The sequence below is a fragment of the Mycobacterium sp. genome (assembly GCF_049683355.1).
Classification (GTDB): Bacteria; Actinomycetota; Actinomycetes; order Mycobacteriales; family Mycobacteriaceae; genus Mycobacterium.
On sequence record NZ_JBAUJB010000219.1, the window covers coordinates 1 to 5,013 of the forward strand.

Consider the following 5,013-nt stretch of genomic DNA (forward strand, 5'->3'; position numbering starts at 1 on the left):
GCTGGAGCCGGCGCCGGAACCGGGAGTGGCGGTGCCGGTGGGGTCGGCTCAGCCAGGGCGGCCGGCGCGGTGAGGGTCAGGGCGGCCAGCGCTGCAGCCCCGACGATTGAAGCGATTTTCACGTCGATTCCGAACTTCACCGATGCCCCCTTCGGGTTTCGCGGCTATTCACTGGATGCATCTGCGGCGGCCCTGAAATCGTTACACCGCGGGGCGGTGGAGTCCAGCGGAACGACTTCCGGGTACACACTTCTCGCAAGTTGTCTCGCCGAGGCCCGACTGTGGTGTAGCAATGCGGTACGGCCACCCCACGGTTAGGAGCCAACGCATGCCGACTCCCACCCTTCCGCCAGGATTCGACTTCACCGATCCCGAACTCAACCGAGAGCGGTTGCCGGTGGACGAGCTCGCCGAGTTGCGTCGCTGCGCGCCGATCTGGTGGAACGAGCAGACCACCGGCGGGGCCGGCCCTTTCGGTGACGGTGGCTACTGGGTGGTGACCAAGCACCGCGACGTCAAGGAGATCTCCAAGCGCAGCGACGTGTTCTCCAGCCTGGAGAAGACGGCGCTGCCCCGGTATCCGGAAGGGTCCACCACACCCATCTGCGCAAGATCATCTCCAGGGGTTTCACCCCCCGCGCCGTGGAACGGTTGCGTGACGATCTCAACGAACGAGCCCAGAACATCGCCAAGGCGGCGGCCGCCGAAGGCACCGGGGACTTCGTCGAACAGGTGTCCTGCGAACTACCGCTGCAGGCCATCGCGGGACTGATCGGCATCCCGCTGGAGGATCGCAAGAAGATCTTCGACTGGTCCAACCAGATGGTGGCCGACGACGACCCCGAGTACGCCCACCATGACGGACGCAACGCGGCAACCGAACTCATCATGTACACCATGCAGCTGGCCGCGATCCGGGCGAACGAGCCGGGTGAGGACATCGTCACCAAGCTGATCGAGGCCGATGTCGACGGACACAAGCTCTCCGACGACGAGTTCGGGTTCTTCATGGTGCTGTTGGCGGTCGCCGGCAACGAGACGACCCGCAACTCGATCACCCACGGCATGATCGCGATGGTCGAGCATCCCGACCAGTGGGACCTCTACAAGCGGGAACGCCCGGTCACCGCAGTCGACGAGATCGTTCGGTGGGCCACGCCGGTGACCTCGTTCCAGCGCACCGCCCTGCAGGACTACGAACTGTCAGGAGTGCCCATCAAGACGGGACAGCGGGTGGTGATGTCCTACCGGTCGGCGAATTTCGACGAGGAGGTCTTCGATGACCCGTTCTCGTTCAACATCCTGCGAGACCCCAACCCGCACATCGGCTTTGGCGGCACCGGCGCCCACTACTGCGTCGGGGCGAACCTGGCCAGGATGACGATCGAGCTGATGTTCAACGCGATCGCCGACCACCTGCCCGATCTCGCCGCGGTCGGCACCCCCGAACGTCTGAGGTCGGGTTGGCTCAACGGCATCAAACACTGGCAGGTCGACTACACCGGGCAGTCGGGCTGCCCGGTGCAGCACCAGTAGCGCTCGGATAGTCGATGATGGAACGCCCATAGTCCTCGGGGATCTCGGCGTTCGACCTCAGCACGATCGCCAGTCCGGTGGCCACGCGACGCCCAGCAGTGCGAGCCACAGTCCGGCCAGCCCGATGGCGGGCCCACGCCACCGTGGTGAGCAGCGGCCAGGGTGAGACCACCGCGAGCACGGGTGCGAAGAAGAAGCCGGCGCCGATGTACCACGCCGAGCCCGCGCGGTCGCAGATCAAGACAAGGCGCAACCACCGCGGGACGGGTGGCGCCGGTGCCGCCGCCACCGTTGCCGATGCCGATGTCGTCACACCGCGTTTTGTGGTCATACCTCCACGGTCCCCCTCAGAGGTAAGCGGCGCAATTACCTGAGAGGTAGTGGTCGGGCGCCCGCCGCGGGGGCACACTGATCTCCATGACAACGCCGGACGGGCAGTGCGAACCGCCCGCGACGTTCGGTGCGTTGATCCGTGCCTGGCGTCTCCGGCGCCGGCTGAGCCAGTTGGATCTCGCCGTGGAAGCCGGTGTCTCGGCCCGGCACGTCAGCTTCGTCGAGACCGGCCGTGCCAACGCCAGCAGGGCGATGGTGCTGCGATTGGCCACCGTGCTGGACGTGCCTGCGCGTGACCAGAATCGGCTGCTGGTGGCGGCGGGGCTGGCCCCGGTGTACGCCGAACGGACTCTGGACGCACCGGACATGGCCGCGGTGCGGGCCGGCGTGGGCAGGGTGCTGGACGCCTTCGACCCCTACCCCTGCGTTGTCGTCGACAAGGGCTGGCGGATCGTCATGGCCAATCCCGGCGCCGGGGTGTTGCTCGACGGGGTCGCCGCGCATCTGCTCGAACGGCCCAACGCGCTGCGCATCGCGTTGCACCCCGACGGCCTGGCGCCCCGGATCGCCAATCTCGCGCAGTGGCGGACCCATCTGATCGACCGGCTGCGTCGTGAGGTCGCTGCGGGCGGCTCCGCTCAGCTCGCCGAGCTCTTTTGCCGAAATCGGATCGTAACCAGGAGGATTCGAGGACAGCCCGAACCTAGGAGGGGTCGCGGTGCCGCTCGAGCTGGCGACACCGGACGGCAGGCGGCTGCGGTTTCTGAGCATGGTGACGACGTTCGGCACCGCGCTGGATCTCACCGCAGCGGAACTGAGCATCGAAGCGTTCCTGCCGGCCGACGATGCCACCGCAGCGGCCCTGCGCGGGGCCGGTCGGGCGGCCAATCGGTGATCACCCCGCCATTTCGGCTGGAATCGGTCGCTGCAGCGCATAGAGTCGGGCGCCATGGAGAACCGACACTTCATCGCGGCCGCCGTCGGCGGCATCGCCATCGTGGGCGCGGCCGGCTGCTCGGCACCGGAACCGGCACTGGGCGGCACCACGGCCACGGTCACCATCGACGGCACCAACACCGGCGGGGCGCAACCGGTGCGCTGTCGTCAATCGGGGTGGTCGTGGTACATCGAGACGCCGCAGGACGACAACGGCTTCACCGCGGTCCTGGAAACGGGTGGCCCGGTGACGCCGAAGTCCGTGGAGTTCCGCGATGTCGGCGGTTTCACCGGGACCTACTGGGCCGACAACATCGGGGACGCCGAGGTGGAGGGGGCTGACGGGAGTTACACGATCACCGGCACCGCGGACGGCACCTTCACCGATGACCAGATGAACAAGGCCACGGCGAAGTTCAGGATCGAGACCAACTGCTGATCGTCGTTCAGGCCTGCACGATGATCGGGTCACCCACCCGCACGGTGTTGAAGTACCAGGCGGCGTTGTCGGGGCTGAGGTTGATGCACCCGTGGCTGACGTTGGCGTACCCCTGGGAGCCCACCGACCACGGCGCCGAGTGGACGTAGACACCGCCCCAGGTGACACGGATGCCGTACTCCCCCTTGATCAGGTAGCCCTCGGGATCGTCGAGAGGTATCCCGATGGTGCGGGAGTCGAAGGTGACATTGCGCTCTTTGCTCAGCGCCGTGAACCGCCCGACCGGGGTGGGGAACTTGGCCTTGCCCATCGAGGCGGGCATCTGGCGGGCGATTTCCCCGTCGATGCTCACGGTGAACGTGTACGCGCTGATGTCGGCGACGCCGACCACCGACGAACCGGTCTGGAAGCTGGTCTTGAATCCGCCGACCGAGACGTTGATCGGCGAGTGCGCCGGGAAGAACTCCGCGGGGGTCCATTCCACGACGTGATCGTCGAGCCAGGTGAACGAGCCTGATGCTGGTGCCGGAGCGGTTGCCGGCGCGACGCTGATCGCCCTCTCGGCAGCGCGCCGATCGGCGACCGCGCCGGTGAACGCCACGGTCACCGGATGGGCCACGCCGACGGTCTGCCCCGCCGCGGGCGACACACTCGCGACCGCTTCCGGGGCGGCCGATCCTGCCCACCCCGTCGCGATCGGCCCACCCAGCGACAGTCCGGTGAGAACCACGACCGAGCCGGCCAGCGCAGTCAGCCGACGCGCGACCACCCGCCATCGATGCGTTTGCTGCAGAGGGGCGCTCGCCACGGTGCCATCCTAGTTATCGTCCCGGTTCGGCGCAGACACGCTGGTCGCGCGGGGGTTCGGGGTCGGTTTCACAATGCGTCTGTCTGACTATCGAACTCCCACGTCGGAACGTTTCATGGCACCTCGACGCCCACCGTGGTCGCGGCGCGATGAGCGGCCAGCAACGCGTACCCCATCACGAGCACACCGCCGGCCAGTCCGACGACGTTCAGGGCCACCGTCGTGGTCCCGACGGTGGCGGGATCGAGAAGGTAATAAGGTGCGCGCCGACCGAATTCGTTGAGCACCAGCAGTGCCAGCAGCAGATAGCCGGCGGGGTAGGCCAGCCAGGCCATCGGTTGCCACCACGACACCCTGGCCGTCCCCCGGCCGATGAGAAGCCAGTCGGCCAGCGCCAGCACCGGCACCACGACATGCAGCAGCAGGTTCGCCGGGGTGTAACCCATGCTGTGGCCGGTGAGAAACAGGTTCCATACCGCACCCGCCATCACCACGTAAAGCACCACGGCGCCCCGCAGGCCCACCCGGGTATCGGCGCGCGGCGACACCAGAGTCCACAGGTAGTACCCGGCGGCGAGGAGGTTGGCCTGGTAGGTGAACGTGATCAGGCGCCACCACACTCCCCGCTCCGAGGTCATCGCGACCACGGCCACGGCCGCCACCACGGAGGCGATGATCGCCACCCGCAGCGTGGTGCGCAGGATCGAGGTTCCGGGCGGCGCGAGAGGCAGACTCACCTCAGCGAGGGTAAGCGTTGCTGGTCCCGGGTGCCCGCGGGTGTTACGGCAGCGGCGGGGGTACGGCGGGCGGCGGGGGCACGACGGCCGGTTGCTGCTGGTCGGCGCCACCTCCGGCGAGCCGCTCCCGGATCCGTTGCAGGATTCCCGGGCGTTCTTCCGGTACCGGCGGCGGGATCATCTCCGGGGCCGGCGGCGGGGGCGCGAGGCCGGCGGGCGGCAGC

General features: G+C 68.0%; 3 protein-coding genes and 4 pseudogenes. 3 read left to right on the forward strand and 4 right to left on the reverse strand.

Features of this window, described 5'->3' with window-relative positions; translation table 11 throughout:
* Positions 1-328 precede the first annotated feature (328 nt).
* Positions 329-1,536 (forward strand): annotated as a pseudogene (locus WA944_RS13285) (cytochrome P450).
* Here the strand turns inward: WA944_RS13285 and WA944_RS13290 are convergent.
* Positions 1,478-1,867: pseudogene (locus WA944_RS13290) on the reverse strand (hypothetical protein). The pseudogenes WA944_RS13285 and WA944_RS13290 sit on opposite strands and share 59 nt — an antisense overlap.
* 86 nt (positions 1,868-1,953) lie before the next feature.
* Here WA944_RS13290 and WA944_RS13295 point away from each other — a divergent pair.
* Both WA944_RS13295 and WA944_RS13300 read left to right on the forward strand, forming a co-directional pair.
* Positions 1,954-2,764: pseudogene (locus WA944_RS13295) on the forward strand (helix-turn-helix domain-containing protein).
* 54 nt (positions 2,765-2,818) lie between these two features.
* Positions 2,819-3,244 carry a lipoprotein LpqH gene (locus WA944_RS13300; protein WP_526369355.1) on the forward strand — a complete coding sequence of 142 codons (426 nt, stop codon included), beginning with the start codon at positions 2,819-2,821 and terminating at the stop codon, positions 3,242-3,244.
* Between the two features lie 7 nt (positions 3,245-3,251).
* On the opposite strand, the gene WA944_RS13305 is transcribed toward WA944_RS13300, so the two are convergent.
* From WA944_RS13305 to WA944_RS13315, 3 genes and pseudogenes are all read right to left on the reverse strand, one after another.
* Complete coding sequence (locus WA944_RS13305; RefSeq protein ID WP_526647019.1) at positions 3,252-4,052, reverse strand: L,D-transpeptidase; 801 nt, start codon at positions 4,050-4,052, stop codon at positions 3,252-3,254.
* A 113-nt stretch (positions 4,053-4,165) separates the two neighbouring features.
* Positions 4,166-4,789 (reverse strand): Pr6Pr family membrane protein, encoded by a 624-nt coding sequence (locus WA944_RS13310; RefSeq protein ID WP_526369359.1) that lies wholly within the window; start codon positions 4,787-4,789, stop codon positions 4,166-4,168.
* Positions 4,790-4,832: 43 nt separating this feature from the next.
* Positions 4,833-5,013, reverse strand: a pseudogene (locus WA944_RS13315) (DUF7159 family protein); the annotation flags it as partial.